Origin of the sequence: Ruegeria meonggei, assembly GCF_042768335.1 — a bacterium.
GTDB classification, from domain to species: domain Bacteria; phylum Pseudomonadota; class Alphaproteobacteria; order Rhodobacterales; family Rhodobacteraceae; genus Ruegeria; species Ruegeria meonggei.
Genome location: NZ_JAXHBT010000001.1, coordinates 3,291,792 through 3,317,519, shown reverse-complemented (window position 1 = coordinate 3,317,519; position 25,728 = coordinate 3,291,792). Strand labels below are relative to the sequence as shown.

28 protein-coding genes are annotated in these 25,728 nt (G+C 59.3%); 11 read left to right on the top strand and 17 right to left on the bottom strand.

Translation table 11 applies throughout. From position 1 onward, the window contains the following. Positions 1–70 precede the first annotated feature (70 nt). Both gcvH and gcvT read right to left on the bottom strand, forming a co-directional pair. Positions 71–436 carry a glycine cleavage system protein GcvH gene (gene gcvH, locus SJY13_RS16415; RefSeq protein ID WP_085824926.1) on the bottom strand — a complete coding sequence of 122 codons (366 nt, stop codon included), beginning with the start codon at positions 434–436 and terminating at the stop codon, positions 71–73. Positions 437–454: 18 nt separating this feature from the next. Next, positions 455–1,552 carry a glycine cleavage system aminomethyltransferase GcvT gene (gcvT, locus tag SJY13_RS16410; RefSeq protein WP_377192349.1) on the bottom strand — a complete coding sequence of 366 codons (1,098 nt, stop codon included), beginning with the start codon at positions 1,550–1,552 and terminating at the stop codon, positions 455–457. Positions 1,553–1,903: 351 nt separating this feature from the next. Between gcvT and SJY13_RS16405 the strand changes: the two genes are divergently transcribed. Genes SJY13_RS16405 through SJY13_RS16385 form a run of 5 tightly spaced genes read left to right on the top strand, consistent with a single transcriptional unit; the run spans position 1,904 to position 5,670 of the window. Then, positions 1,904–2,554, top strand: a complete 651-nt coding sequence (locus SJY13_RS16405) for a histidine phosphatase family protein (RefSeq protein WP_377192347.1) — start codon at positions 1,904–1,906, stop codon at positions 2,552–2,554. 15 nt (positions 2,555–2,569) lie between these two features. After that, the gene (locus SJY13_RS16400) at positions 2,570–3,184 is read left to right on the top strand and encodes a glutathione S-transferase family protein (protein ID WP_377192345.1); all 615 of its coding nucleotides are present in this window, start codon (positions 2,570–2,572) and stop codon (positions 3,182–3,184) included. A 13-nt stretch (positions 3,185–3,197) separates the two neighbouring features. Continuing rightward, positions 3,198–4,244 carry a saccharopine dehydrogenase gene (locus SJY13_RS16395; protein ID WP_377192343.1) on the top strand — a complete coding sequence of 349 codons (1,047 nt, stop codon included), beginning with the start codon at positions 3,198–3,200 and terminating at the stop codon, positions 4,242–4,244. 12 nt (positions 4,245–4,256) lie between these two features. After that, a complete protein-coding gene (locus SJY13_RS16390; RefSeq protein WP_085822741.1) occupies positions 4,257–4,505 on the top strand; it encodes a SemiSWEET family sugar transporter in 249 nt (82 codons plus the stop codon). Positions 4,506–4,527: 22 nt separating this feature from the next. Then, on the top strand, positions 4,528–5,670 hold the full coding sequence (locus SJY13_RS16385) for a saccharopine dehydrogenase family protein (RefSeq protein ID WP_377192341.1): 1,143 nt from the start codon (positions 4,528–4,530) through the stop codon (positions 5,668–5,670). Between the two features lie 34 nt (positions 5,671–5,704). On the opposite strand, the gene SJY13_RS16380 is transcribed toward SJY13_RS16385, so the two are convergent. The 7 genes from SJY13_RS16380 to SJY13_RS16350 all read right to left on the bottom strand — a co-directional run bounded on the left by SJY13_RS16380 (position 5,705) and on the right by SJY13_RS16350 (position 9,370). Next, on the bottom strand, positions 5,705–5,890 hold the full coding sequence (locus tag SJY13_RS16380; protein ID WP_377192339.1) for a hypothetical protein: 186 nt from the start codon (positions 5,888–5,890) through the stop codon (positions 5,705–5,707). Positions 5,891–6,416: 526 nt separating this feature from the next. Then, complete coding sequence (locus tag SJY13_RS16375) at positions 6,417–6,617, bottom strand: hypothetical protein (protein ID WP_377192337.1); 201 nt, start codon at positions 6,615–6,617, stop codon at positions 6,417–6,419. A 39-nt stretch (positions 6,618–6,656) separates the two neighbouring features. Next, complete coding sequence (locus SJY13_RS16370) at positions 6,657–6,881, bottom strand: DUF1127 domain-containing protein (RefSeq protein WP_377192335.1); 225 nt, start codon at positions 6,879–6,881, stop codon at positions 6,657–6,659. A gap of 126 nt (positions 6,882–7,007) precedes the next feature. Further along, positions 7,008–7,295, bottom strand: coding sequence for a hypothetical protein (locus SJY13_RS16365; protein WP_377192333.1), 288 nt, complete (start codon positions 7,293–7,295; stop codon positions 7,008–7,010). A 303-nt stretch (positions 7,296–7,598) separates the two neighbouring features. After that, entirely contained in the window at positions 7,599–8,066 is a 468-nt protein-coding gene (locus tag SJY13_RS16360) for a tetratricopeptide repeat protein (RefSeq protein ID WP_377192331.1), read from the bottom strand. A gap of 125 nt (positions 8,067–8,191) precedes the next feature. Continuing rightward, on the bottom strand, positions 8,192–8,509 hold the full coding sequence (locus tag SJY13_RS16355) for a DUF3775 domain-containing protein (RefSeq protein WP_085822734.1): 318 nt from the start codon (positions 8,507–8,509) through the stop codon (positions 8,192–8,194). 87 nt (positions 8,510–8,596) lie between these two features. Continuing rightward, positions 8,597–9,370 carry a DUF1365 domain-containing protein gene (locus tag SJY13_RS16350; protein WP_377192329.1) on the bottom strand — a complete coding sequence of 258 codons (774 nt, stop codon included), beginning with the start codon at positions 9,368–9,370 and terminating at the stop codon, positions 8,597–8,599. Positions 9,371–9,516: 146 nt separating this feature from the next. Between SJY13_RS16350 and SJY13_RS16345 the strand changes: the two genes are divergently transcribed. Genes SJY13_RS16345 through SJY13_RS16335 form a run of 3 tightly spaced genes read left to right on the top strand, consistent with a single transcriptional unit; the run spans position 9,517 to position 11,293 of the window. Then, positions 9,517–10,173, top strand: coding sequence for a sigma-70 family RNA polymerase sigma factor (locus SJY13_RS16345; protein ID WP_377192327.1), 657 nt, complete (start codon positions 9,517–9,519; stop codon positions 10,171–10,173). Positions 10,174–10,183: 10 nt separating this feature from the next. After that, positions 10,184–10,834, top strand: a complete 651-nt coding sequence (locus SJY13_RS16340; protein ID WP_377192325.1) for a ChrR family anti-sigma-E factor — start codon at positions 10,184–10,186, stop codon at positions 10,832–10,834. Between the two features lie 60 nt (positions 10,835–10,894). Further along, positions 10,895–11,293 (top strand): hypothetical protein, encoded by a 399-nt coding sequence (locus tag SJY13_RS16335; protein WP_377192323.1) that lies wholly within the window; start codon positions 10,895–10,897, stop codon positions 11,291–11,293. A 3-nt stretch (positions 11,294–11,296) separates the two neighbouring features. Here the strand turns inward: SJY13_RS16335 and SJY13_RS16330 are convergent, their stop codons facing one another. From SJY13_RS16330 to SJY13_RS16305, 6 genes are all read right to left on the bottom strand, one after another. Continuing rightward, positions 11,297–12,526, bottom strand: coding sequence for a DNA recombination protein RmuC (locus SJY13_RS16330; RefSeq protein WP_377192321.1), 1,230 nt, complete (start codon positions 12,524–12,526; stop codon positions 11,297–11,299). A 52-nt stretch (positions 12,527–12,578) separates the two neighbouring features. Continuing rightward, positions 12,579–14,432, bottom strand: coding sequence for a DNA mismatch repair endonuclease MutL (mutL, locus tag SJY13_RS16325; RefSeq protein ID WP_377192319.1), 1,854 nt, complete (start codon positions 14,430–14,432; stop codon positions 12,579–12,581). Positions 14,433–14,715: 283 nt separating this feature from the next. Beyond that, positions 14,716–15,645, bottom strand: a complete 930-nt coding sequence (locus tag SJY13_RS16320) for a metal ABC transporter permease (RefSeq protein WP_085822728.1) — start codon at positions 15,643–15,645, stop codon at positions 14,716–14,718. Next, on the bottom strand, positions 15,642–16,847 hold the full coding sequence (locus tag SJY13_RS16315) for a metal ABC transporter permease (protein ID WP_377192317.1): 1,206 nt from the start codon (positions 16,845–16,847) through the stop codon (positions 15,642–15,644). The genes SJY13_RS16320 and SJY13_RS16315 overlap by 4 nt, the downstream gene beginning before the upstream one ends. A gap of 3 nt (positions 16,848–16,850) precedes the next feature. After that, entirely contained in the window at positions 16,851–17,657 is an 807-nt protein-coding gene (locus SJY13_RS16310; protein WP_377192315.1) for a metal ABC transporter ATP-binding protein, read from the bottom strand. A gap of 1 nt (position 17,658) precedes the next feature. After that, on the bottom strand, positions 17,659–18,558 hold the full coding sequence (locus SJY13_RS16305; protein ID WP_377193688.1) for a metal ABC transporter solute-binding protein, Zn/Mn family: 900 nt from the start codon (positions 18,556–18,558) through the stop codon (positions 17,659–17,661). Between the two features lie 253 nt (positions 18,559–18,811). Here SJY13_RS16305 and deoC point away from each other — a divergent pair, with 253 nt between their 5' ends. From deoC to SJY13_RS16290, 3 genes are all read left to right on the top strand, one after another. Next, positions 18,812–19,810 (top strand): deoxyribose-phosphate aldolase, encoded by a 999-nt coding sequence (gene deoC, locus SJY13_RS16300; protein WP_377192313.1) that lies wholly within the window; start codon positions 18,812–18,814, stop codon positions 19,808–19,810. Between the two features lie 75 nt (positions 19,811–19,885). Then, a complete protein-coding gene (locus SJY13_RS16295) occupies positions 19,886–22,219 on the top strand; it encodes an aldehyde dehydrogenase family protein (RefSeq protein WP_377192311.1) in 2,334 nt (777 codons plus the stop codon). Positions 22,220–22,347: 128 nt separating this feature from the next. Continuing rightward, a complete protein-coding gene (locus tag SJY13_RS16290; RefSeq protein WP_377192309.1) occupies positions 22,348–23,079 on the top strand; it encodes a cyclic nucleotide-binding domain-containing protein in 732 nt (243 codons plus the stop codon). 3 nt (positions 23,080–23,082) lie between these two features. On the opposite strand, the gene SJY13_RS16285 is transcribed toward SJY13_RS16290, so the two are convergent. Continuing rightward, positions 23,083–24,387, bottom strand: a complete 1,305-nt coding sequence (locus SJY13_RS16285) for a M16 family metallopeptidase (RefSeq protein ID WP_085822720.1) — start codon at positions 24,385–24,387, stop codon at positions 23,083–23,085. Continuing rightward, entirely contained in the window at positions 24,384–25,724 is a 1,341-nt protein-coding gene (locus tag SJY13_RS16280; RefSeq protein WP_377192307.1) for a M16 family metallopeptidase, read from the bottom strand. Before SJY13_RS16280 ends, SJY13_RS16285 begins: the two co-directional genes overlap by 4 nt. Between the last annotated feature and the right edge of the window lie 4 nt (positions 25,725–25,728).

Genomic DNA, 25,728 nt, shown 5'->3' with positions numbered 1-25,728 from the left:
CCCAAACGGGCGGAGCCCAATCGGCATCCGCAGTTGAAACGGCGGGTCCGCGCAGGGACCCGGCCAAAGATCAGCCGATCAGGGCCTTGTAGCCGTCCAGATCCATCAGATCTTCCAGCTGCGCCGCGTCCGTGATCTTGATCTTGTAGATCCAGGCCGCGCCTTCGGGGTCGTCGTTCAGCGAGCCGGGATTGTCGGCCAGCGCCTCGTTCACTTCTACGATCTCGCCGTCCACCGGGGCATAAAGCTCGGAGGCCGCCTTGACGGATTCGATCACGCCGATCTCACCGCCTTTTTCGAACTCGTCGCCTGCTTCCTGCTGTTCGACGAAGACCACATCGCCCAGCTGCTCGGCGGCATGTTTGGTGATGCCCAGCGTGGCGGTGTCGCCCTCGACGGTCAGCCATTCATGCTCTTCGGAATAATAGGTTGCCATGGTGTCTCTCTCCTGACTTCAACGCTTGTAATTCTGGGTAACAAAGGGCAGCGCCACGATCTGCGCCGGTTGCGGCTTGCCCCGGATGATCAGGTTCACCTGTTCCCCGGGTTCACCGTGACCGGCAGCGACATAGCCCATCGCCACCGGTCCACCGACCGTGGGGCCAAACCCGCCCGAGGTGATCTGGCCAATCGTGGTGCCATCGCTGCCCTGGATCTCGACGCCCTGACGCGCAGGTGCGCGGCCTGTCGGTTTGATGCCGACCAGCTTTTTGGCGGGGCCTTCGGTGAGTTCTTTTTGGATGCGGTCGGCGCCCGGAAAGCCGCCCTCTTCCTTGCGGCGCTTTTGAATGGCCCAGGCGAGGCTGGCCTCAATCGGCGAGGTGCTCTGGTCGATGTCATTGCCATACAGGCACAGGCCCGCCTCCAGCCGCAGGCTGTCGCGCGCGCCCAGACCGGCCGCTTCGCAATCCTCATGCGCCAGGAAGGCTTTAGAAACTTCGATGGCCTTGTCCTCGGGGATCGAGATCTCGTACCCGTCCTCGCCGGTATAGCCCAGCCGCGAGATGCGGCAGTCCACGCCCAGGATCGGCGCCACAATGGTTTCCATGAACGTCATGTCGCGTGCCGCAGGGCACAGATCGCCCACCACGTTTTCCGCCGCAGGGCCCTGAACCGCAACCAGCGCCCGGTCGAAGATCTCAATCACCTCAACCCCGTCCAGATTGGCGCGCATATGCGGGATGTCCTGATGCCGCAGCGCCGCGTTCACCACCACAAAATAATGATCACCCGCGTTCGACACGATCAGGTCATCCATGATCCCGCCATCCACGTTGGTGAAAAACCCGTACCGCGCCTTGCCGGGCTTCAGCGTCGCATAAGCCTGCGGGCAGATCGCCTCAAGCTTCTCGCCCACATTCTCACCGCGCAGGATCACCTGACCCATATGGCTCACGTCAAACAATGCCGCCTTCTCACGACACTGCGCATGCTCACCCATGATCCCCAAAGGATACTGAACAGGCATCTCCCAGCCCGCAAAATCAACCAGCTTACCACCCAATTCAACATGCAACGAATGCAAAGGGGTGCGTTTAATAGCGTCAGTCATGTCACAGACCTTTCAAAAGCCGTTGTTAAAGAATACCGCACATTATCCACCCTGCGTCAAAGTAGTTTTCCGGCCAGCTTCCCACGACCATACCGCAAGACAACAGGCGTCGAACACTGATCTTTGTCAGGCTGCCACAGCAAGACTTGCAAACAAGGTATACACCCGCATGCCACAGTTGCGTTTCTGATAGGAAACTATTTTCCCTCACGCAACACTCTAGTTTGTGAAATGCGGAACACTGTCACGGGGTTCAAGCCCTTCGCCGCGCAGGTTTTTGCCAGATGTCGGCCCAACCCCTCTGGTCCCGGCCTGCAACCTGCCCTAAGACTTCGCCCGAGAGGGGCCGCCATGTCACATATTACACTGGTTCGTCACGGCCAGGCCAACACCGAGGCGCGTGATGAGGAAAGCTATGACAAGCTCAGCGATCTGGGTCACCAGCAGGCGCGCTGGTTGGGCGCGCATCTGCAGTTTACGCGCACCCATTATCCACGGGTCTTTTGTGGCACTCTGATCCGCCATAGGGAAACCGCCTCCAGCATGGGTCTGCCTGACCCCATCTGCGATCCGCGGCTGAACGAGATTGAGTATTTCACCATCGCCAAGCTGTTCGAGGAACAACATGCGGTGACAATCCCGACCGACCGCGAAGGGTTTGTGGACCACCTGCCCCAGACCTTTGCCGCATGGGCCCGGGGTGAGATCGACAATACCCCCGAGACGTTCGAGCAATTCGAAACCCGCGTATCCGCCGCCCTGCAAGACATCGGAACCGATGGTGGACCCGCGATTGTGGTGACGTCCGGCGGGTTGATTTCGATGGTGGTGCGGCAGGCTATGGGGCTGGATATCCCCTCGATGTCGCGCGTGGCCCTTGCCATCATGAACACGTCAATGCATCGTTTGCACCCAATTGGACCGCAGCTGAGCCCGGTGCTGTTCAACGCCGTTCCGCATCTTGAGGCACCAGACCGGCAATTTGCGCAGACACATCTGTAACCCCGGAGACCCCTGATGCAGCTTTACTATGCCCCCCGCACAATCTCGGTCGCAGTTGCCATTGCCTTGGAAGAAGCCGGGCTGGACTATGAGGCGATCAAGCTGGACTTTGCCGGGGGCGAGCAAACCAAACCCGCCTATAAACAGATCAACCCCAAGGGCCGCGTTCCGGCCCTGGCCGTTGACGGCGGCGTTCTGACCGAAACCGGCGCGCTGCTGGAATATGTTGCTGCCAAGGCCCCCGAGGCCGGGCTGGTGCCCGCTGATCCTGTGATGGCATGCCGAATGCGCGAGGTCATGTTCTACCTGGCCTCAACCATGCATGTGAACCACGCGCATAAATTGCGCGGCCACCGCTGGGCCGACAAGAAATCCAGCTGGAAAGATATGACAAACAAGGTTGCGCAGACAATGACCGCGTCCTGCGATTACATCTGCACCAACGGGCTGCGCGGGCCGTTTGTTCTGGGTGAGGCCGTGTCGCTGGCTGATGCCTATCTGTATGTGGTCTGCAGCTGGCTGGAAGCGGACGGCGTCGATGTCTCGGCCTTTCCCAAAATTCTCGCCTTTCGCGAGGCGATGGAGGCACGTCCATCTGTTCAGGCGGTGCGGGCCGCCGGTATGCTGTGACAAAAGGATAAACATGACACATCTCTGGGTCCGGGCCGAGCAGCGCCCGAACGAAGAACGGGTTGGTCTGACCCCCGAAGGGGCCGCCGCGCTAATCGCCGCAGGTATTCGCGTGACGGTCGAGGAAAGCTCGGTGCGGGCCATCCAGATTGACGGCTACAAGGGCGCTGGTTGTGAGATCGCACCAGAGCATTCATGGCCCAAGGCCCCGCTGGATGCGATCATCTTCGGCCTCAAGGAACTGCCCGAGGACGACACGCCCCTGCCCCATTGCCACATCATGTTCGGCCACGCCTATAAGGGTCAGTACTCCGGGCGCGCGCTGTTGCAGCGGTTCAAGGCCGGAGGCGGCACGCTTTATGATCTGGAATACTTGGTGGACGAACTCGGTCGACGTGTTGCCGCCTTTGGCTATTGGGCGGGCTATGCCGGGGCTGCGGTCACGCTGAAAACCTGGGCCGCGCAGCAACGGGACGAAGCCTGCCCACCGGTTGGCGTGTACCCGGGCAAAGACACCCTGAACGCCGAACTGCTTGCGGAACTGGACGCCACCGGCGCGACCCGCCCCCGCGCCATCGTCATCGGTGCCCTGGGCCGCGTCGGCGCCGGCGCTGCGGATCTGTGCAAGGCGATGGGTGTCGCTGTCACCAAATGGGATATGGCCGAGACCGCCAGCGGCGGGCCTTTCCCTGAGATCCTAGACCATGACCTGTTCCTGAACTGCATTTTTGCCCGCCCCGGCACGCCCGTCTTTGTCCCGCACGAGGCGCTGAATGCTCCGCGCGCGCTGTCTGCCATCGGCGATGTCGCCTGTGACCCGGACAGTGATTACAACCCAGTGCCTGTCTATGATCGTGCCACCACCTGGGATCAACCTGCCCTGCGCGTCGCCAGTGATCCAGTTCTGGATGTGATTGCTATCGACAACCTGCCTTCGATGCTGCCGGTAGAAAGCTCGGATGATTATGCCGCGCAGCTTTTACCATCGCTGCTGACCCTGACGGATATTGAATCCGGTGTCTGGGCGCGGGCCCGCGATACGTTCCTCACCCATGTCTAGGGAAGCGCACGCATGGAACACCTGATCGGAGGCGCAGCCGCAGTGCTTGGCACTGTATGTTGGCTGCCCCAGACCCTGAAAACCTGGCGCACCCGCGAGACCAAAGACCTGTCCCTGCCCGCGAACCTGTTGATCCTGACCACGCTGACCCTGTGGCTGGCCTATGGGGTGATGATCGCGGCATGGCCACTGATCCTGGGCAATGTGATATCGATCCTGCTTGTCAGCGCGATCGTGATCGCCAAACTGAAATTCGGCTGAACAGCCTCAAAGGAGCTTACGCATGACCATCCATTGGTGTGGCACCGGCCTGTCGGCCATCCCCGGCCTGCGCCGCCTGATCGAGGGCGGGCACAAAGTCACCGTCTGGAACCGGACCATCGACAAGGCCAAAGCCGAAATCGGCGACCTGACCGAAGACATCCGCGCCTTTGACATCGACGCTTTGGGCGGCGTGTTGGAACAGGGCGATGTAATTGTATCTATGCTGCCCGGCGATTGGCACGTACCGCTGGCAGAGCTGGCAATCGCGCACAAAGCGCACTTTGTCTCGTCCTCGTATATCGCGCCCGAGATGCGCGCGCTGGACGACAAGGCACGTGCGGCCGGTGTTGCGTTGGTCAACGAGGTCGGACTTGACCCGGGCATCGACCACCTCATGGCGCATGCGCTGATCGACGATTACCGCGCCTCAAGCGCGTTTGATGCGCAGAACCACCTGAGCTTTATTTCTTACTGTGGCGGCATCCCCAAGAACCCCAACCCGTTTCGGTATAAGTTCAGCTGGTCCCCTCTGGGCGTGCTGAAAGCCCTGCGCTCGCCTTCGAAATCGATCCGCGACTACGCGCCACTGGACGTCGCCCGCCCCTGGGACGCAATCACCAGCTATATCGCACCACTGCCAACACCCGAAAGTTTTGAAGTCTATCCGAACCGCGACTCGATCCCGTTCATGGAAGAGTACCAGTTCGAAAAGCACTGGCCGGTGCGCGAATTCGTCCGCGGAACCCTGCGCCTGAACGGATGGGCTGATGCGTGGGCTGATGTGTTCCGGGAAATCGAAACCCTGTCCGGCCCCGAAGGCGATGCGCGCCTGAAAGAAATGTCGGACCAGTTCTGGGACGAAAACGCCTATGACAAGGGCGAGCCCGACCGCGTGGTGCTGTGCGTGGGCCTCAAGGCCGAGAAGGATGGCATTGCGGTTTGGCACAAGACCTATGTCATGGACGCCTGGGGTGACGCGCGCGGCACCGCCATGGCGCGGCTTGTCTCAATCCCGGTGTCGCTGGCGGTCGAAGCGGTCCTGAACCGCGCCATCGCCGTGGGTGTTCACGCCGCGCCCCGCGATCCGAAACTGGTGCAAAGCTGGATGGCCGAGATCGATACCTTGGCGCAGCACCTGCAGATCGTGGATCAAATGAAGTAAACGGCTGGCACCGCCCACAACTGGGGCGGTGTCTTCAGTTCAAGACGGCCTGCGCCAGATCGACGAGACTCCAGCTCCGTTCTGGTCCAAAAAGATACTCGCTCATGCGTTTCAGTTCCGCTTCTTTTCCAGCCTCTTCAAAAGAGACAAACCGGGCATCATTCACACATTCAAAGGCCCGGTGATGAATGAGGAATTGAGAGGCTTGATCCGGTGACATACCTGATCCTACGTGAATAGCTCCGCCGCAAAGGCCCCTGTTGGAAACCACCCTCGGATGACGCTTATGAACAGCACATACAAGCGCCTTGAGCCCAGACCGCTGGTAAACCTCCAGCCGGGGGGTCTAAACGGGGGCAGCAGCTTATCAGGATGGCCGGATCAAAGCCGCCAAGGCCCAAAAGACGGGTGCAGTTCTCAATAGCTTTTTCTGGATCGGTTTCACGCGCCCGGCACCCTTCCGTCAACTCTGTGATCAGCGCGTTTCGCTGCTGCTTTTAAAACAGCAAAAAAGCCCAAGATCAGGCAAACGGCCAACAGCCTTACAGTATTTCCACTCAGAAGCCCGCCTCTTAGAAAATAAATCAACTATAGCGCGGTCTTTCTGCAGCGAATTCTCGCCGTCTACCACCTTGAAAAAACGGTATCCAACGATGCAGGCGCGACAGCTTAGAGCTTGATGCAAGATGCAAATGAAGCCATTCCGTCTGGTCGGAATGGCTTTATTTGTCTTGAGTTGCATGCGCTCAGATAAAGCGCTCGATCGTGTTGTCGATATCGATGCGATTGATCCCAATCTCCGCCAGCTGTTGATCGGACAAGCGCCCCAGCTCTTGCGCGGCACGCACAATATCGGATCTAACCGACTGAACACGCATCGCACGATCAAAAAGCAACACCGCACTGGCAGTGTTCGAGACGTCATAAGTTGGTTGTGAATCCAGCATTTTATCCTCCGTTTCGATAGGCGCTGATCGGCGCTTGGGTTACTGGTAGGGCTGTTGGTGATAAGCGCTCTGATATGCGCGATCTTTGATTTCGGCCCGAGGAACACCGATGTCGTTCAGTTGTTTGTCACTCAACGCTTCGAGGTGGTGAACGGTTTTGCCGTAAATCCTGCGGCGAAAATGTTCGACCCGGGCTTCGGCATAGTCGGAAAACAAACCGAAAAAGAGACCTTTCTGCGGGGTGACTGTCTGTGCATATCCCATTTCTTCCTCCATAAAATCCGAGTTGCGTTGTTGGTCACATCTCAAAATAAGGAGGCCTGCGTTAACACCGCAGGAAAGGCAGATTAAGGTTGGTTAATATCGGCTGAGAAGTGTGGGATTGGGCAATCAGTTCAAATGTACATATGCCAGATCAACCAAGTTTCGGCGCAGTTCGGGCGTAAACATGTTTGCCTGAACCCTTTTTTCTAGGTCATCCCCTGGCTGCGCAATATAGAGCGGATAGATGTATTTTTCGGGGAAGATACAATCGAACACACGGTTTACGACAATTAAGCGTTCAGCAGATTTCGAAGGATCTCCCTGCAGCGCCGCGGTTTGCCCTAAATGCAAAGCTTGAATATCGTACTTGCTCCACTCTTTTTCTTGCTCATAGAGCTCACCTACAGTCCGCAAACCGGCTTCAAGCAGTTTGTCCCTAAGTTAATCAAAGTGTTCCCCCATGAGTTCAAGGGCATCATAGCAGCTTAGTTCCGGATAGGATGTGCGCCTCTCGGGAAACAGGGGCGGGCATTCTGACCCAGTCCAAAGACATGTCCCATAATAGTAACTTAATTAGTTCTCGTTCAGCGGATCGCGTCTTAGGGCTTCGGTGAGCACCTTGACCGCTGACGCATATTGAATTTCTTCATCAATGTACGTCCACTAGGCTTTAGATATCCATTTTCGGTCTGGGTAAGTCGCCGTGAGATACGCGAATTATCCATTTACTTCGTCAACTGAACCCATAGCCAGTAACAGTTTTCTTTTCATTTGAATGGAATAGTCATTCTCTGGCGCGATCTTCAACGCTGCCTCAATCGCAACCATCGCAGCCTGATAGTTTTCGGCGCGGGCGAAATACCACGCTTTCCACTGCCACGGCACTTCGCTTGTTGGATCTGCCGCAATGGCAAGATCAACCTCGCGCAAGACCCCCTCGGCATCCCCCAATAACATGTAGGCGCGCATGCGATGACGATGGATCAGGGAAACATGCTGCGGGATCGGCACCACCATTGCCGATTGGGCCTCGGTACAGGCCACAAGCGCGGCTTCGGGGTCATCGATCCCGTTTGCACAGGCGTTCAGCAAAATTTGGTTCTGGTGCCGGACGTACACCATTGCCGCCGTAATCATGATCACCACAAGCGCGGCGATCCGAACAACCGGGACGCTGCGGTTCATGGTCTGAATAGGAGAATTGAAACTCATTGCAATCAACCTGAGGCTTAAATCGCCTCAGTGCTTCCATATCGTTTTAGTCAAGTCCACCTTTCGGGCCAGACAGACGGAAACTGTTGCCAATACGCCTACATCAGGTCGTTCTCGACATCCTCGGCCGAGATACCCAGCGCATCCAGACCGTTTTCCAGATGATCCGACATGTGCGGTGTACCGATCAGGTAGTCGGCACAAGGGGTCGAGGCCTCTGACTTGGCGGTGGCGATGGCCTCGGCCAGATCCTCGGGGAAAAAGCTCTCGCGCCCAACCCACATGACGGCGACCAGTTCGGCCTGCTCGTCTTCGCCCATGCGCTCGATAAAGGCGCGCAGCTCGCCCTCGGCCCGGCCCAGTTCGCGCCCCATCATGGCGACCTGAGCGATTTTTCTTGCCGAGATTTCCAACATGACCCAACTCCTCGTGTTCGCGGTTTTCACCCTCCACCAAGCATTGTGCGCGCCTTGAGTCTTTGATCTTACGCAAACAAGCGTCGCTTAAGGGTCGCGGATCCGGGAAACCGGATGGTCGGGAACCGGGGCCTTGCGGAACGGGCGAAACCTGGCCTTTTTCACCCACAGTTTCAGCGCCTGCCACAGGATCAGGGTAAAGGCCCGGCGCGCGCCAAACGGGCGGCGCAGCAGCGACCACAGGATCGTGCGGTTTGTCAGCGGTGCACGTGGGCCGGTCAGTGTTGCAATCAGACCGCCGTTTTCACGTCCATAGTCGATCCAAACCCCCACCCGGTCCGGGCGATAGTCGAAACGGAACGTATAGGTGCCTTCGACCTCTTGAAACGGTGAGACATGCATCAGCTTGGTCGCCACGATACGGTCCGAAGGCTGAATTGGCGCGAAATTGGGAGTATGGCACAAATAGCTGTGGCGCGTGCCAAAAGTGTTGGTGACCTCGGACACAACGGCGTAAAGCTGGTCTTCTGCATCGAAACAAAACCAGAAGCTGACCGGGTTGAACACATGGCCCATAACCCGGGGCTGGGTCAGCAGGGTGATGCGATCCGGTTGGGTCACGCCCAGATTGCCGAACTGTTCACGCAGCCAAACCGCGCCGCGGCCTTGCCCCGGTGTGCCTCCGTGATCGCGATCGCGCCAGCTTGTGATATTGACCCGGTTCACTGAAAACAGCGCAGGTGTCCCCGGACGGGTTTCGGGGTCCAGCAGGATATAGTCGATCGAATAGCGAAAGGCGTTTTCAATCGCGCCCTTTCGCCCGTGAAACGTATGACCTGCGATATGGTCGACCGTGTTCATCCCGTTTTGTCCATTCTGCCTGTAAACCTTTCAAACGGCGCTGTTTTCCTCAGCCATCCGTACTATTCACTACGAAACTTAGCGCCGTTCGGATCAAATTGGCCAATTAAAGTGATCCGGCTTTGGTTGCGCCGCGTAATGTGGTTATGTTTACCGAGATCGATACCGTGACCTTGGATGAACCGGCGACCGAAAGGTCATCAACAAAACCTTGGCGCGCCAAGAGACGCATCAGGGGCAAGCCGGTGAACAGAGCGGATGACAGTTGTGACACCAAAACTGAGTGGGTGAGCCACGTCAGCCGCATTCGGGATGCGCAGGATCAGGCGGCTTTTGCTGAACTGTTCCAGCACTTCGCGCCGCGGATCAAAGCGTTCCTGATCAAGTCGGGATCCGATGTAACGCTGGCCGAAGAATGCGCGCAAGAGGTTATGGTGACCTTGTGGCACAAGGCGCATTTGTTCGATCCGACAAGGGCGACCGTGGCCACTTGGGTGTTCACGATCGCCCGAAACAAGCGCATCGACGTGCTGCGCAAACAACGCCGCCCCGAGCCCGAAGAACTGGGTTGGGGTCCAAAGGCAGAGCCCGAACAGGATGACGTTCTAGCACTGCAACAAGAAACCGCGCAGCTGCGTGACGCTTTGACCGCGTTGCCAGAGGCGCAAAGACAACTGATCGAGAAGGCCTACTTCGGAGATCTGAGCCATCGAGAGATTGCATCTCAGACAGGGTTGCCTTTGGGTACGATCAAATCACGTATACGGCTGGCGCTGGACCGCCTGCGCCATGCAATGAACTGAGATGACGACGATGAGCAACAAGATTAAACATCACCTCACGGACGACCTGCTGATGGCCTATGCAGCGGGCAGCTTGCCCGAAGCTTTCGATCTGATGGTTGCCACACATCTGTCTCTGTGTGACCACTGCCGTGCGCGGGCGGAAAGCTTTGATGCTGTTGGTGGATGCGTTTTGCAGGATCAGGAGGCAAGCGCCGGGATGAGTGATGGCTCTTTGTCCGCGACCATGGCGATGATCGCAAAAGGCGCGCCAATTGCCAAACCAACTCCCCCCGGCTGTTCGGTTCTGCCTGCTCCTTTGCGGGATTACGTCGGCGGCGATGTGAACGCCATTCGTTGGCGGTCCATTGGCATGGGGGTAAAACAGGCCATTTTGCCGACCACGCGCGATGCCAGTGCACGGTTGCTGTTTATCCCGGCAGGCGCGGCGGTTCCAGATCACAGCCATCATGGCACCGAATTGACCATGGTTCTGCAAGGCGCGTTTTCCGATGAAGTAGACCACTTCGCGCGTGGTGACGTTGAGATAGCGGACGAAGACCTGCACCACACGCCAACGGCGGATATTACCGAGGACTGTATATGCCTGGCGGTCACCGACGCACCGCTGAAGTTCAGCAAACTGATGCCGCGGCTGTTTCAGCCCTTTCTTCGCATCTGAACCATCGGGCAAGATCGTACTTCGCTGACCCGACACCCCAAAATGGTGGAGTGTACCAAGATGATAAAATCTCAGGCCCTTGTTCTGAGCCTGATTGCCTCAACCGCCGTGGCGCAGAGGGTGTCTGACGTGATGTTTGAACCGGGTAACTTCGGCACTATGGTCAACGGGACAATAACGGGGAACGAGTTTTTCGACTATAAGCTCGGCGCACAGTCCGGGCAGGAGTTGTTTGCCGAACTTCAGGTCAGTGACACCAATGGCAACGGGGTAATCTATTTCAATATCCTGCCTCCAAGCAGCGATGGAGAGGCGATCTATATTGGCTCGATCAACGGCAACACCGCTCGCATCGACCTACCGCAGGACGGAGATTACACGATCCGCGTCTATCTGATGGGCAATGATCGGGACACCGGCAAGACGGTCGGCTACAATCTGGATCTGTCGATCCAGTAAGGCTCAGGCCTCGGATTTACCAAGCGGCACCACATTGGCGTGATCGTCGGGGGCCAGTTCCTCGAAATCGAAATTGTCCAGCCGCTGCGCCCGGCGTCCGGCCTTTTCGGCGCTGATCTTGATCTCCGAAATATCCTTGGCCGCCTGTCCGAAATGCCGGTCCAGATTGGACACACGGTCGCCCAGACGATCCACATCTTTATGCAGCAGGCCCAGTTCCTTGCGGATTGCACCCGTCTGTTCGCGCATCCGCGCATCCTTCAGGATCGCCCGCATCGTGTTCAACGTCGCCATGCAGGTGGTGGGCGAGACGATCCAGACACGTTTGTTGAAACTCTCCTGCACCAGCTCCGGGAACTTGGCGTGCAGTTCGGCATAGACCGCCTCGGACGGTAGGAACATCAGCGCGCCATCAGCGGTTTCACCATCGAGAATGTATTTCTCGGAGATGTCGTTGATATGCTTGCGCACCGTGGTCCGGAACATCTGCACGGCTGCTTTCAGCTCCATGTCGTTGGTCGAGCCGATCAGCGCCTCATAGGCCTCCAGCGGGAATTTGCTGTCGATCACAATCGGCCCCGGAGGGTTCGGCAGATGGATCAGACAATCCGCCCGACGCCCGTTCGACAGCGTCGCCTGCAGCTTGAAACTGTCCGAGGGCAGCGCCTTGGAGACGATATCGTTCAGCTGAATTTCACCAAAGGCGCCACGTGTCTGCTTGTTCGACAGGATATCCTGCAGTGACAACACATCGCCGGACAGTTTGGTGATATTGTCCTGCGCCTTGTCGATGGCGGCCAGCCGTTCCTGCAGTTGCGTCAGCGAGGTCGCAGTCTGTTTCGAGGACCCATGCAGCGATTCCTTCATCCGTTCCTGCATCTCGGCCAACGCACGGGCGGATTTCATCGCATTATCCGCCAGCCGGTCGTTCATCTGCTGCTGCACCGAGGACAGGCGCAATTCAACCGTCTGGATCACCTGTACCTGCGCATTGGCCTGCGTGTCCGAGACATGCTGCAACCCGCCGCGCATCTGCTCTTGCCCTTGTCCCAGCTGTTGCACATGCTGACCCAAATGCGCCATCTGGCGGGCCAGCGGTTCGGCCATGCGGGCCGAGCGATTGGCAGCGCGTAGCGACAGAAACAACAGCAAAAGGATCAGGGCCACCAGCCCGCCGCCGATCAGGATCACCGGGTCATTCAATGCATATTGGGTTCCTGCAATCTCGATCATGTCGCCTCGGATGTTCTTGTTTTATTCTTCATAGCCCGGCAAGGGCGCGGGATCAACTGCGTCCGAACAGACGTTCAATATCGCTCAGCTTTAGCTCGACGTAAGTCGGCCGCCCGTGGTTGCACTGACCGGAATGGGGCGTTGCCTCCATCTCGCGCAGCAGGGCGTTCATTTCCTCAGCCCGCATCCGGCGGCCCGAGCGGATCGAGCCATGGCAGGCCACCCGGCTCAGGATCGCCTCGATCCGCGCCTGCACCATCTGGCTTTCGCCCTGATCGGCCAGCTCATCCAGGATATCCAGGACCATGGCACGGGCATCGACCTCACCCAGTATGGCGGGCGTTTCACGTACCGCGACCGCGCCACCGCCAAAGCGCTCAATGGTCAGGCCAAAGCGCGTAAGATCCTCGGCGACGGCCATCAGGCGGGTGCATTCGCCTTCGGACAGCTCAACAATCTCGGGGATCAGCAGCGCTTGCGCGGCGACGCCGTTCTCGGTCATCTGAGTCTTGAGCTTCTCATAAACCAGCCGCTCATGCGCTGCGTGCTGGTCGACGATTACCATCCCGTCGGCGGTTTGCGCGATGATGTAATTCTCGTGCACCTGTCCGCGCGCCGCACCCAGTGGCAAATCCTGCGCGGGCGCGTCTTTGACCGGCGCAACCGGGGTCGGTTCAACGATGGCACCGCTGTAATCCTGCGACAACTCGGCAAAGCCCGGCGCTTGCGCACGATAGGCGGCCTGGCGGGCGGAGGGTGAAGGCCGATCCATTTGATAGACCCGCGCCGGTGTTGCTTGCGCGGGTTCCGGACGCATCGCCCCCAGCGTCGCATTGGCCACAGTCGAAGAGGCCCGGTGCCCGGCCTCAGCCAGCGCATGGCGCAAGGCCGAGACGATCAGTCCACGCGCCACGCCGGGATCGCGGAACCGGACCTCGGATTTCGCGGGATGCACGTTGACGTCCACCAGAGTCGGATCGCAGTCGATAAACAACGCCGCCGCCGGGTGTCGGTCACGGCTGAGGAAATCGAAATACGCCGCCCGCAACGCGCCGGTCAGCATCTTGTCCCGGACAGGCCGTCCGTTGACAAACAGATACTGCGCTACAGCCGCCCCTCGGGAATAGGTCGGTAGGGCCGCATAACCATACAGCCGGATCCCATCTCGGGTGGCGTCGATTTGCAGGGCGTTCTCAGCGAAATCGCGCCCGATCACCCGCGCCAGACGGGCATGTAGCGCGTCAAACAGATCACCATTCTCGCGGTCAGCACGGAAGGTCACGCGCCCCTCACCCCCGCCCGAGACATCGCGCAGCGTGAAGGTGATGGATGGTTCGGCCATGGCCAGACGTTTGACTGTATCGTTGATTGCCTGCGCTTCGGCCCGGTCGGTGCGCATGAATTTCAACCGCGCTGGCGTCGCAAAGAACAGATCGCGCAGCTCGACCACTGTGCCCGCGCGCAGGGCGGCGGGTTTAACCGCCTCGACCGACCCACCTGACACGTGGATCGCAGCCCCTTCGCCACCCGGAACGCGACTGGTGATAGTCAACCGCCCAACCGCACCCAGCGAGGGCAGCGCCTCACCGCGAAAGCCGAAGGTGTGGATATTCAGCAAATCCGAGCCGTCGATCTTGGACGTCGCGTGACGGGACAGCGCCAAGGGCAAATCATCGGCAGAAATTCCGCAGCCATCGTCGGTCACGCGAATCAATGTCTTGCCGCCGTCAGCGATGTCGATCGCAATCCGGTTCGCCCCGGCATCGATGGCATTTTCCACCAACTCCTTCACAGCCGAGGCCGGTCGTTCCACCACTTCACCGGCGGCAATGCGGTTGATGGCAGCGTCGTCAAGCTGTCGGATTACCGGTCGGTTTTCGCTGATATTGGGGTTTGCCTGCACCATACCACCAGACCTAGCACAAGCTTGCGCAATTCTGCCACTGGTTTGAAGGCTCTAATTTGAACGAGAGGGGGCGTTCGAACAATCGCGCCGCGCCGGTGGTATCAGACGACGATCAAGGTCACGATTGCTCGAACGATCGGAAGTGAGTGGTGGTCATTTAACTGTCAGTGATTGGTGAACTAACATGAAATCTGGCATGAGGTTCATTAACTCTGACTGCCTTATTCATCTGGGCAAAGATCAGCCGACAGGCCGCAGGGTGGGGTGGCAGGAACATGCCGTGTCAAGCCGTACCCGGGGCGCCTGCACGGTTTCGGCACGGCCCCCAAACCGCGGCGCAGGCCAGAATCAGACCAGACATCGTAGCAATCATACCTGCAGCGCTGACGGCGTCTGTGCTGCCCAGCCACAAAGGGCCGTATCCGGCCAGAACATAGCCAGAGACGGCGGACAGGACGGCAAAGCCCACGCTCCAGGCGATCTGGGTTTCAAGCCGATTTGTCATCATCCGTGCCGCGGCTGGCGGGCAGATGAACATGGCAATCACGATGATCGAACCGACTGCGTCAAAGGCGGCCACAGCGGCAATCGCCGCAATGATGACCAGCGCCATGCCCAGTGCGCCGGTACGAATACCGATCGTGCGGGCAAACCCTTCGTCAAAGGTCGAGATCTTCAGGGGGCGCCAGAACAGCCAGATAAACAGGATTACCCCGATCAGGGTCAGCGCGATCCGGGGTAGTTCGGGCGGCAAACCGGCCAGCGCCTCAGTGTCCCATAGCGACGACCAGCCAACGGCATCCAGCCAGATCAGGCTTTCCAGATTTCCGTACAACGCATGTTCCACGTCCAGATGCACGGTTGAGGTATCGGTCTGCTCCAGCAACAGAACGCCACCAGCGAACATGGTAGTAAAGACAACACCCATCGCTGCGCCCGGTTCGATCTGGCCCAACCGGCGGATCGCCTCGATCATCACCACTGCCACCACGGCCGCGCCCGCCGCGCCAAGCATCATCGGCCAGGTCGAGATCGCGCCGGTCAGCAGAAAGGCCACTACGATACCGGGCAAAACCACATGGCTGATTGCATCCCCGATCAGGGCCTGTTTGCGCAATACCAGAAAGTTGCCGGGCAACGCGCAGGCGATGGCCGCGAAGGTGCCGATCAGCAAAGGTGTCAACGACAGGGGGACAAATTCCTCACCGCTCATGAGGGCACCCCCTGTGGGCCGCCAATCAGGCGGTCGATCTCGGTGATCTGGTCCTGGGTTAGAACCGTTTCGATGTCACGCAGCCCATCATACAACGCGGCTGTGGCCTCATGCGCCTGATCGGCGCGCACCACCTCCCACCGCTTTTCGTCGCGCAAGGCCTTGGCGGCGCGCGCCTTGCCTGCTTCGGTGGCGACACCGTCAGCACGGGCCAGACCGGCCCGCTTCAACAGGCGCAGGGTCAGCGGTTCATAAATTTTCTGGTCTTGCGCCAGTGCCAGCAGACCCTGACGGATATGCACCCGGCGCTGGAACTTCAAATGCTGTAGAACTGCGGCCAGAACACCACGCACAGGAGCCAGCAACAGGGACAGCGCGAAGAAGGCAAAGCTGACCAGAACAATGATCGGGCCAGTTGGCAGGTTCGGAGCCGAGGCCGACAGCGCCGCGCCCAGATATCCAGCCAAACCACCTGCCAGACCCGCCAGAAGTACCACGCGGTCCGACCGATCAGTCCAGAACCGCGCCGTGACCGGCGGGATGATCAGCAAGGCCACAATCAGGATCAGCCCTACGATCTTCAGGCCAACAACCGTGACCGCCATCACCAGCCCCATCATCGCCAGATCGATCCGATGCACCGGCAAACCTCGGGCTGCGGCATATTCCGGGTCAAACGCTACCATGGTCATCGGACGCCGGATGATCATCACCAGAACCAGCGTCGCCGCGCCACCAATCGCGATGATCAGCGCATCCGCCCAGAGCATCCCCGCGGTTGAGCCCAGCAAAAACCCCTCCAGCCCCGCCTGTCGACCAACTCCCATGGTCTGGATCACGGTCAGCAAAACGATGCCAAAGCCGAAGAACACTGACAGGATCGCGCCAATGGCTGCGTCCTCGGCCAGGCGCGTGCGGCGGGTCAGCCAGTTCATACACAACAGGCCGAACCAGGCGGAAATTGCCGACCCGGCCAGCAGCCCAATCAGGTTGCGCCCATCCCCACCAAACGCGACCAGCACCATGAAGGCCAGGCACACGCCCGGCAGGGTCGCATGGCTGATCGCATCGCTGACCAGCGCACGTTTACGCAGAAACAGAAAGGTCCCGGTCACTCCGGCCGACACCCCCAGCAAAGTCGCGCCAACGGCGACCAGTGTGGCGTTATAGCCCAACTGCAGAGTCAGCGCGTCCCAAAGCATGTGTTATCCCAGCGCGCGCGCGATCTGGTCGATCTGAGCGGTGGCCAGACGACCGCCATAAGCGGATTGCAGGGTCTCGGCGGTAAAGGCTTGGGCCACGGGCCCTTCGACCACTTTGCGAGTGTTGATCAGGAACACATGGTCAAAATAATCGGTGACGGTGGCCAGATCGTGATGCACGACCACGACAGTCTTGCCGCCCTCTCTCAGCGATTTCAGCACTTCGATGATGGCCTTTTCGGTGGCCGCATCAACCCCGGCGAACGGTTCATCCAGCAGGTAGAGGCCCGCATCTTGCGCCAGCGCGCGGGCCAGAAAGACCCTCTGTTGTTGTCCGCCCGAAAGCTGACCGATCTGACGATTCGCAAAATCACGCATGCCCACCCGGCGCAGGCAATCCATTGCAGAGGCCATATGCCGTGCGCGTACCCGGCCCAACAGACCCAACTGGCGTGACAGGCCCATCAAAACCACATCGATCACACGGGTGGGGAAGTCCCAATCCACGCTGGCGCGCTGCGGCACATAGGCGATACGCGCGCGTTGCTCTGCCAATGGCTTGCCATAGACGGTAACCTGTCCCGACAGTGGTGATACAATCCCCAGAGCCGCCTTGAGCAGGGTGGATTTACCCGCACCATTCGGCCCGATGATCGCTGTCATTGCACCCGATTGCACCGTCATATCCACAGAAAACACTGCCGGTTTCTGTCCGTAGGAAACGGTCAGACCCCGAATGGCAAGCGGGCTGTCCTCAACGCTGCGTTCTGCGACGGAAACACCCTGATCTGCAGCCAGCTCCAGCGTCATCTCAAAACCCCGCCGACAATTTGCCGTTCATACCGCGGCCGGGAACGTCCGCGCCCAGCGCACCGGCAATGACCGTGATATTATGGTCCAGCATCCCGATATACGTACCCTCATAGGTGCCCGGCTCGCCCATGGCATCGGAATAAAGCTCTCCGCCCACACCAACGTCATGGCTTTTTGCAGCCGCCCCTTCGATCAGCGCCCGCATCGATCGGTCGGATACCGAGCTTTCCACGAACACCGCCGTCAATTGCTTGTTCACCAGCGTATCAACCAGTTCGCCGATCCGGTTCAGACCAGCCTCGGACTGGGTCGAGATGCCCTGAATGCCCAGCACCTCATAGCCGTATTCGGCGCCGAAATACCCAAAGGCATCATGCGCTGTGACCAGCACGCGGTTGTCTTCGGGCACAGCGGCCAGTGCCCGCGCACCGTAGGCTTCCAACTTATCCATCTCGGCAAGAAAGGTCTGCGTATTGGCAGCAAAGACTTCAGCGGCTTCGGGGCGGGCCTCGGTCAGCGCTTTTTGTACTTCGACCACCACATCGCGCCACAGGACCGGGCTCATCCAGACATGCGGGTCGTATTTGTCGGCATAATCATCATGCGCGCGCAGCTTTGCGGGATCGACCGCTTCGGCCACGGCCACCACGTTGCGTTTGCGGCCAAGATCGTGGAAAAAATCTTCCATCTGTGCTTCCAGATACAACCCATGCCACAGGATCAGATCTGCGCGCGTCATGGCCACGATATCAGTGCGCGTCTGGCGATAGGCGTGCGGATCGACGCCGGGGCCCATCAGGCCCTTCACCTCAACCTGATCGCCGCCGACCTGACGCGCCGCATCAGCGATCATGCCGGTTGTGGCGACCACTTTCAGGGGCGCTTCGGCCCAGGCCATCAATGGCAATGCAGCGGCAAATGCCAATGCTGCAATAAAGCTGCGACGAATTATGTCAAACCCCGATTTGAGTGTCTCTTGAGAATGAATATGCGAACCATTCGCAATTAAGTCAACGCTATTGCGAATTATTCGCAAGAAAGTGTTGATTTTTGTCCGTTTGGTCAAAAAATTTGCGCGCGTTTCCCGGCTATGCCTTCCATTTATGCGCGACCCGTGCGATTTTGGCGCAAACCTCCCAAAGGACGTGAGTATGGAAACGCAGAGCTCAGAAAGCCCCGTGCGCACCGCGCATCTGCCGCAAGTGACCGAGCCCAGAAACCCCGGTATGGACCTTGATCTGGACTGGGTGCGCGCGGTGCAAGCCAACACCTCGGCGATTGAGCGCCGCGCCGCCACCCTGCCCGGTCGCCGGTCGGTCAAAAAGGACTATCAGGCCGCCTGGCTGCTGAAGGCTGTCACAATGATCGACCTGACCACATTGTCAGGGGATGATACGGTGGGTCGGGTGCGCAGGCTTTGCTCCAAGGCGCGCCAGCCCGTAGCACCCGCCACGTTACAGGCGCTGGACATGCCGCCGATTACGACTGGTGCGGTCTGCGTGTACCACGATATGATCGAAACTGCGGTCGAGGCTTTGCAAGGCACTGGCATTCCGGTGGCCGCCGTGTCCACCGGATTTCCTGCGGGTCTGTCGCCCTTTCACTTGCGCGTGGCCGAAATTGAAGAAAGCGTCAAAGCGGGCGCCGAAGAGATCGACATCGTCATCTCGCGCCGCCACGTCCTGTCCGGGGATTGGCAGGCCTTGTATGATGAGATGAAGGCCTTTCGCGCGGCCTGCGGGGACGCGCATGTAAAAGCCATCCTCGCCACCGGAGAGCTGGGCAGCCTGCGCAACGTCGCCCGCGCCTCACTGGTGTGCATGATGGCCGGGGTGGATTTCATCAAAACCTCGACCGGCAAGGAGAGCGTCAACGCGACGCTGCCAGTTAGCCTCGTGATGATCCGTGCCATCCGCGACTATTATGATCGCACCGGCTACCGTGTCGGCTACAAACCCGCGGGCGGCATTTCGAAAGCAAAAGATGCGTTGGTTTATCTGTCGCTGATCAAGGACGAACTGGGCGACCGCTGGCTCGAGCCGGACCTGTTCCGCTTTGGTGCCTCGTCACTGCTGGGCGATATTGAACGGCAGCTGGAACATTATGTCACCGGGGCTTACTCGGCTGGCTATCGTCATTCTATGGGGTGAGGCACGCCCGGAAATCGCTCTGGTAGAGCGATTTCAGTGCCGAACGGGCGAAGCCCCGGGAAAAGGACAAGAACAATGACAGTCAAAGAAATCTTCGAAACCATGGACTATGGCCCCGCCCCCGAAAGCGCCGCTGAAGCCTTGGCATGGCTGGTCGATCAGGGCGACAAGTTCGGCCACTACATCGACGGCACCTTCACCAATCCCGGCAAGGGGTTCGACAGCCGCAACCCGGCAACGGGTGAGGTTCTGGCCAAGCTGACACAAGCCAAACAAGCGGATGTGGACGCAGCCGTAGCCGCCGCGCGCCAGGCGCAGCCGAAGTGGGAGAAACTGGGCGGCGCCGGCCGGGCACGGTGTCTTTATGCCATTGCCCGCCTGTTGCAAAAGCACTCGCGCCTGTTCGCGGTGCTGGAAAGCCTGGACAACGGCAAACCGATCCGTGAATCGCGCGATATCGATATCCCTCTGGTCCAGCGTCATTTCTACTATCACGCCGGCATGGCGCAGTTGATGGAAAGCGAACTGCCAGACGCGCAGGCGCTGGGGGTTTGCGGTCAGATCATCCCGTGGAACTTCCCGCTGCTGATGCTGGCCTGGAAAGTGGCGCCCGCACTGGCGATGGGCAACACGGTGGTTCTGAAACCGGCTGAGTATACCTCTCTGACTGCGTTGCTGTTTGCCGATATCTGCACGCAGGCCGGACTGCCCAAGGGCGTCGTCAACATCGTCACCGGCGATGGTGCGGTGGGTGAGATGATTGTCAACTCGGACGTGGACAAGATCGCCTTTACCGGCTCGACCGCCGTGGGTCGGCGTATCCGCGAGGCAACCGCCGGGTCGGGCAAGGAACTGACGTTAGAGCTGGGCGGGAAATCCGCGTATATCGTCTTTGACGACGCCGATATCGATTCCGCCATCGAAGGGCTAGTCGACGCGATCTGGTTCAATCAGGGTCAGGTCTGTTGCGCCGGGTCGCGCCTGCTGGTGCAGGAGGGCATCGCTGACCGCTTCCATGACAAACTGCGCGCCCGGATGGATACCCTGCGCATCGGCGATCCGCTGGATAAATGTATCGATGTGGGTGCAGTTGTGGACCCGGTCCAGTTGCAAACCATCAAGGGTATGGTCGACAGCAACACCGCCGGGCATATGCACCAGGCCGCGTGCGATCTGCCCGAGAACGGCTGTTTCTACCCGCCGACGCTGATCTCGGGGTTGGAAACCTCAGACCCGCTGATGCAGGAAGAGATCTTTGGCCCGGTATTGGTGTCCTCGACCTTCCGAACCCCGTCCGAGGCGGTCGAGCTGGCCAATAACACGCGCTATGGGCTGGCCGCGACGGTCTGGACCGAGAATGTGAACCTGGCGCTGGATATCGCGCCCAAGCTGGTCGCGGGCGTGGTCTGGGTTAATGCCACCAACCTGTTCGATGCCGCCGCCGGGTTTGGCGGTGTGCGGGAAAGCGGCTTTGGTCGTGAAGGCGGCTGGGAGGGGCTGACGGCCTATACCAAGCCCAAGAGCAAGGCCAAACCGCTGGCCAAGATCGAAGCGACCGTGGGTGAAGGTGCGCCAGTCGATCCGATTGACCGCACCGCCAAAATGTATGTCGGCGGCAAGCAGGCGCGGCCTGATAGCGGCTATTCGAAACCGGTCTGGGGCAAGTCCGGCTTGCTGGGTCACGTGGGCCTTGCCAATCGCAAGGATGTCCGCAACGCGGTTGAGGCCGCTGCTGGTGCCACGGGCTGGTCCAAAACCACCGGCCACCTGCGCGCTCAGATCCTGTACTACATTGGTGAAAACCTTTCAGCCCGCGCGAATGAATTTGCCACCCGTATCGACGCCATGACCGGCCGGAAAGATGGCGCGAAAGAGGTCGAGGCTTCGATCCAACGCCTGTTTACCGCCGCTGCCTGGGCCGACAAGTATGACGGTCATGTGCATGGCGTCCCGATCCGGGGCGTGGCCATTGCGATGAAGGAACCAACCGGTGTCATCGGCGCGCTCTGTGCCGATGAGGCGCCGCTACTGGGGCTGATCTCGGCCATGGCGCCGGCGATTGCGATGGGCAACCGGGTGGTGCTGGCGGCATCCGAGCCTTACCCGCTGGCGGCAACGGATTTCTATCAGATACTGGAGACCTCGGACGTGCCTGCGGGCGTGGTCAACATCCTAACCGGCAGCCACGCGGAGCTGGCGAAACCGCTGGCCTCGCATCTGAACGTGGATGCGGTCTGGTCCTTCTCATCGACCGACCTGTCAGCAGTGATCGAGGCGGCATCTGCCGGAAACTTGAAGCGGAGCTGGGTCAACAATGGCGGGTCCACGGACTGGTACTCGGACCATTTGCGCCACTTCCTGCAGGCATCAACCGAGGTGAAGAACATCTGGGTGCCCTACGGCGAGTAGGGCCCCAGCATCAGCGGCGCAGGTTAAAGCGCATTCATAAATGTCCATAACTTGTGAAGCTGTTCATATACAGCTTCACCCAGCTGCCCCAGCGTAAGGCCCATTCAAAGTATTGAGTGGGTCTGGTTATGTTGAGTTTTCCGTTTGAAATCCCTGAAGTTGTTCAGGTGGCCACGATGGTCGGCGTATTTGGCGCGGGTCTGTACATCCTGGGCTACTTCATGTTGCAGATGGGGTTCATCCGCGGGAATGGAACCCTGTACCCAATTCTGGTGATAACCGCCGCTGGTTGTGTTCTGTTCAGCATGTCGGAAGAGTTCAATCTGGCCGGTTCAATCATTCAGTTGGCTTACATCTCGATCTCGATCCTGGGCCTGCTGCGTGGATTTCTGTCCAGACATCTGGTGCGGTTTTCCGATGACGAGCGCCAGTTCATCGCCCTGCACCTGGAATTGCTGAAACCCCATCAGGCCCGGAAATTACTGAACACCGCCACGACCAAGACCTATGACAACGGCGACATCCTGATCGAGGAAGGCAAGACAACCGACTTTCTGGGCTTTGTCCTGAGCGGTCGGACCACGATTCTGAAAAACGGCCGGGTCATCAATCAATGCGGGGAGGATGAGATTTTGGGTGAACTGACATTTGGCCTCGGCCTACCTGCCACGGCCACGGTCATCGCCACGGAACCCACAAAATGCCTAGTGTTCGACAATATCCGCCTGACCCGCCTGCTACGGCGCAACCGTCATATCGACGACGCGCTGAAAGCCGCACATTTTCGGCATACACGGCAGAAACTGCTCAGCAGTAACAAGCACACGCTGCGGGCGCAGAGACGCCCTGCAGCCGCATAAAACTCAGCCGTCCAGACCTTCGGGCTTGCCGACGATGGTAAAGTGCAGCCCGTCGGGATCCAGCAATTCCGATGCGACCCGGTTCACGTCTTCCAGAGTGACCGCGTTCACCTTGTCATTGCGGGTGATGATATAGTCGATGGGCAGATCATCCATCTGCATCCCGACCATGATCCCCGCAATCTGTCCATTACCATCAAACCGCAACGGATATGCTCCGGTCAGATAGGTCTTGGCATCGTCCAGCTCTTTCTGGGTCACGCCCTCGGATGCAGCGCGCGCCCATTCGTTGCGGATCACCTCGACCGCTTCGGCGATGCGATCATTGGCCGAGGACACGGACCCCAGATAGACCGAGGCCAAATCCTTGGGCACCAGATAGGTCGCGACGCCGTAGGTCAGGCCACGTTTTTCGCGCACTTCCTGCATCAGGCGGCTTTCGAAGCCACCGCCCCCAAGAATGTGGTTCAGAACAAAGGCCGCAAAGAAATCGGGATCGTCCCGGTCAATACCCGCATGCCCAAACAGGGCCACGGATTGCGGGGTGTCGAAGTCGACAACGCTGACACCGCCGGAAATGGTCACATCTGCCCGGTCCGGAATGGCTTTGCCGGTATCAGGCAAGTCCGCCAACAGCGTGTCCAGCAGCGCGCCGAGCTCTTCCGGGGTGATATCGCCAACCGCACCGACATAGAGTCGATCCTTGGCAAGCACATTGTCATACGCGGTGACCACATCTTCGCGGGTCAGGGCGCTGACGCTGTCAATCGTGCCCTTGCCTTCAGAACCGTAAGGGTGATCGCCATAGGCCATCTGCGCAAAACTGCGCCCGGCAATATCATTTGGGTCAGTTTGATCCGAGCGCAGGCCAGACAGAACCTGCGCCTTCACACGGTCCACTGCATCCTGGTCAAAACGTGGCTCGTGAATCGTGGTGCGGAGCAGTTCAATGACCTGGTCGCGGTTTTCAGTCAGGAATTGCGCGGAAATAGACACCGAGTCATCGGACGCATTGTACCCGAAGGACGCCGCCAGCGATTCCAGCTCGCGCGCATAGGTGCGGGCGTCCATATCACCTGCGCCCTCTTCGATCAGGCCGCTCATCAAATAGACGGCACCGCGTTTGCCCGGTTCATCCAGTGAGGTGCCGCCCCGAAAGCGCATATCCAGCGCAGTGAAGGGAATCGAGTGATCCTCGACCAGCCAGGCTGTTATGCCACCGGGCGAGGTGACCTGTTTAATGTCAATCTCGGCCCAGGCGGGCAGCGCGATGACAAAGGCGATCAGGGTTGCGAAGATCCGTTTCATTGCGTCACCTCATCGTCGCGCATCAGCCAGCCAGTGACTGACGTTTCGGGTTGCAGCACTTCGCGCGCGGCGGCCAGGATTTCGTCGCTGGTCACGGCCTGCAGGACATCGGGCCAAGCCTGCACGTCCTCGACCGTCAGGCCACTGGTCAGGGCACGGCCATAACGATTGCCGATCCCGTCCACATTGTCGCGCGCATAGGTCTGCGCGGCGCGCAGCTGCATCTTGATCCGCTCAAGATCGTCTTCGTTCACACCCTCGGCGATAAACGAGACCACGGCTTGATCCAGGGCATCTTCGGCCTCTTGCAGCGACACGCCCTGCGCCGGGACGATCAGCAGATCAAAGGTCGTATCATCCAACGACACACCCCGATAGAAGGCACCGGTATAGACGGCCATCTGTTGTTCGAACTGCAGCTTTTCGTTCAGGTAAGACGTGGTGCTGCCGCCCAGCAACTCGGCCAGCAAGAACAAGGCGGCGGCCTTTTCCTGCGCTCCGGCATCGCGTTCCGGCGCAAGATAGCTGCGCTGCACATAAGGCTGCGACACACGCGCATCTTTGTAGGTTAGGCGGCGTTCGGCCGTTTGCGGCGGTTCTTGTGACCGCACACGCTCGGGCAGGTCCGGATTGGCCGGGATGACGCCGTAATACTGCTCGGCCAGGGATTTGACATCGTCGGGTTCTACATCCCCGGTCACCACCAGAATGGCGTTATTGGGCGCGTAATGGGTCTGATAGAAGGACAGCGCATCCTCCATGTCCAGTTCTTCCATCTCGTGCATCCAGCCGATGATCGGCACGCCATAGCGGTGGTTCAGGTACTGCGCTGCACTCATCTGCTCACCAAACAGGGCACGGGGGTTGTTTTCGGTGCGCTGGTTGCGTTCCTCAAGGATCACGTCTCGTTCGGTCAGGATGTCCTCTTCAGACAGGCGAATGTTGCGCATCCGGTCCGCCTCCATCCGCATCATCAGCTCCAGCCGGTCGGCGGCGACGCGCTGGAAATAGGCGGTATAGTCGTATGAGGTAAACGCGTTGTCATTGCCGCCATTGGCGGCGACGGTGGCAGAAAACTCACCCGGAGCCAGCGTATCGGTGCCCTTGAACAGCAGATGTTCCAGGAAATGCGCCACGCCAGAGGACCCGATCGGCTCGTCCGCTGATCCGGCGCGATACCAGACCATGTGTTGCACGACCGGCGCGCGGTGATCTTCGATCACAACAACGTCCATGCCGTTGTCCAGCGTGAATGTGGTGACCGCTTCGTGACCATCCGCAGCAAAAACCGGGGTGGCGGCGATCAAGGCGGCAGACAATGCCAGAGCCCGAACCATGGGG

What these genes read in the sequence shown, in the direction of transcription:
- SJY13_RS16295 (WP_377192311.1), top strand. Translation starts at nt 19,886, where the DNA reads ATGACAGTCAAAGAAATCTTCGAAACCATGGACTATGGCCCCGCCCCC.
- gcvT (WP_377192349.1), bottom strand. Translation starts at nt 1,552, where the DNA reads ATGACTGACGCTATTAAACGCACCCCTTTGCATTCGTTGCATGTTGAA.
- SJY13_RS16310 (WP_377192315.1), bottom strand. Translation starts at nt 17,657, where the DNA reads ATGACGCTGGAGCTGGCTGCAGATCAGGGTGTTTCCGTCGCAGAACGC.
- SJY13_RS16330 (WP_377192321.1), bottom strand. Translation starts at nt 12,526, where the DNA reads ATGATCGAGATTGCAGGAACCCAATATGCATTGAATGACCCGGTGATC.
- SJY13_RS16290 (WP_377192309.1), top strand. Translation starts at nt 22,348, where the DNA reads ATGTTGAGTTTTCCGTTTGAAATCCCTGAAGTTGTTCAGGTGGCCACG.
- SJY13_RS16405 (WP_377192347.1), top strand. Translation starts at nt 1,904, where the DNA reads ATGTCACATATTACACTGGTTCGTCACGGCCAGGCCAACACCGAGGCG.
- gcvH (WP_085824926.1), bottom strand. Translation starts at nt 436, where the DNA reads ATGGCAACCTATTATTCCGAAGAGCATGAATGGCTGACCGTCGAGGGC.
- SJY13_RS16315 (WP_377192317.1), bottom strand. Translation starts at nt 16,847, where the DNA reads ATGCTTTGGGACGCGCTGACTCTGCAGTTGGGCTATAACGCCACACTG.
- SJY13_RS16320 (WP_085822728.1), bottom strand. Translation starts at nt 15,645, where the DNA reads ATGAGCGGTGAGGAATTTGTCCCCCTGTCGTTGACACCTTTGCTGATC.
- mutL (WP_377192319.1), bottom strand. Translation starts at nt 14,432, where the DNA reads ATGGTGCAGGCAAACCCCAATATCAGCGAAAACCGACCGGTAATCCGA.
- SJY13_RS16280 (WP_377192307.1), bottom strand. Translation starts at nt 25,724, where the DNA reads ATGGTTCGGGCTCTGGCATTGTCTGCCGCCTTGATCGCCGCCACCCCG.
- SJY13_RS16305 (WP_377193688.1), bottom strand. Translation starts at nt 18,558, where the DNA reads ATGGCCTGGGCCGAAGCGCCCCTGAAAGTGGTCGCCACAACCGGCATG.
- SJY13_RS16400 (WP_377192345.1), top strand. Translation starts at nt 2,570, where the DNA reads ATGCAGCTTTACTATGCCCCCCGCACAATCTCGGTCGCAGTTGCCATT.
- SJY13_RS16370 (WP_377192335.1), bottom strand. Translation starts at nt 6,881, where the DNA reads ATGGGATATGCACAGACAGTCACCCCGCAGAAAGGTCTCTTTTTCGGT.
- SJY13_RS16335 (WP_377192323.1), top strand. Translation starts at nt 10,895, where the DNA reads ATGATAAAATCTCAGGCCCTTGTTCTGAGCCTGATTGCCTCAACCGCC.
- SJY13_RS16350 (WP_377192329.1), bottom strand. Translation starts at nt 9,370, where the DNA reads ATGAACACGGTCGACCATATCGCAGGTCATACGTTTCACGGGCGAAAG.
- deoC (WP_377192313.1), top strand. Translation starts at nt 18,812, where the DNA reads ATGGAAACGCAGAGCTCAGAAAGCCCCGTGCGCACCGCGCATCTGCCG.
- SJY13_RS16375 (WP_377192337.1), bottom strand. Translation starts at nt 6,617, where the DNA reads ATGCTGGATTCACAACCAACTTATGACGTCTCGAACACTGCCAGTGCG.
- SJY13_RS16390 (WP_085822741.1), top strand. Translation starts at nt 4,257, where the DNA reads ATGGAACACCTGATCGGAGGCGCAGCCGCAGTGCTTGGCACTGTATGT.
- SJY13_RS16385 (WP_377192341.1), top strand. Translation starts at nt 4,528, where the DNA reads ATGACCATCCATTGGTGTGGCACCGGCCTGTCGGCCATCCCCGGCCTG.
- SJY13_RS16395 (WP_377192343.1), top strand. Translation starts at nt 3,198, where the DNA reads ATGACACATCTCTGGGTCCGGGCCGAGCAGCGCCCGAACGAAGAACGG.
- SJY13_RS16360 (WP_377192331.1), bottom strand. Translation starts at nt 8,066, where the DNA reads ATGAACCGCAGCGTCCCGGTTGTTCGGATCGCCGCGCTTGTGGTGATC.
- SJY13_RS16380 (WP_377192339.1), bottom strand. Translation starts at nt 5,890, where the DNA reads ATGTCACCGGATCAAGCCTCTCAATTCCTCATTCATCACCGGGCCTTT.
- SJY13_RS16285 (WP_085822720.1), bottom strand. Translation starts at nt 24,387, where the DNA reads ATGAAACGGATCTTCGCAACCCTGATCGCCTTTGTCATCGCGCTGCCC.
- SJY13_RS16355 (WP_085822734.1), bottom strand. Translation starts at nt 8,509, where the DNA reads ATGTTGGAAATCTCGGCAAGAAAAATCGCTCAGGTCGCCATGATGGGG.
- SJY13_RS16345 (WP_377192327.1), top strand. Translation starts at nt 9,517, where the DNA reads ATGTTTACCGAGATCGATACCGTGACCTTGGATGAACCGGCGACCGAA.
- SJY13_RS16340 (WP_377192325.1), top strand. Translation starts at nt 10,184, where the DNA reads ATGAGCAACAAGATTAAACATCACCTCACGGACGACCTGCTGATGGCC.